General features: G+C 46.1%; 1 protein-coding gene. It reads right to left on the bottom strand.

The genetic code is table 11. The features are described from left to right. Positions 1 to 616 (bottom strand): tyrosine-type recombinase/integrase (locus ACOCD2_RS24200; RefSeq protein ID WP_419589949.1); only part of this gene is annotated, 616 nt, incomplete at its 3' end. Positions 617 to 687 lie beyond the last annotated feature (71 nt).

The following is a 687-nucleotide window of genomic DNA, read 5'->3' as shown; positions in this document are numbered from 1 at the left end:
TTCTTTGTTTGTTACCTTTTCCAATAACGGTCAGTACCTGGTTCTTGATATCAACGTCTTTCCGTTGCAGGTAGACCACTTCTGCACGCCTCAAGCCGGCGATATACAGCAGCCCTATGATGGCAGCATCACGTGGTCCACTGGCTTTTTCGTCAGCAATACAAGTATTAACCAAGCTGGAGATTTCCCCAAGAGGAATCATGCGTCCTGTTGGCAGCCGGGAACCCCGAACCATCTTTATGGCACGAATTCGAGCCAAATCATCCCCATCCATCCGATACAGGTTGAAGGCTGTCTGCGCTGTCCCTCGTATGGCTGCCAAAGTAGCATTGATCGTACTGGGTGAATATTTCTGCTCCTGCAGGTAGTCCATTACCTGCTGCACATGGATGTAACGTAAAGAACCCCAAGGGGCTTTTAAATAGTCAGTGTACCCAAACAATCTAGCCACTCTATCCATGTGACTGCGGGTCATCCGCTGTGTATGTCGCGATTTACCGGCCAGGTACATATCCACAGGATTGGCAAGATCACTTGCCTGACCAACAAGGGGCGATAAATCAGGGAGCGCTTCTGAATTACGCTCAACTTGAGGATTATCCTCTATCTCCTTCATATTATTCAGTACCAAGTGCCCTATTTCTTTTGATAATCTATATTATCATAAGTAATAATCTTTACAATAAT

It is taken from the genome of Thiolapillus sp., assembly GCF_048562965.1.
Taxonomy (GTDB): domain Bacteria; phylum Pseudomonadota; class Gammaproteobacteria; order Chromatiales; family Chromatiaceae; genus Thiolapillus; species Thiolapillus brandeum_A.
The sequence above is the reverse complement of the archived record's forward strand: the minus strand, read 5'-3'. Positions and strand labels throughout refer to the sequence as shown.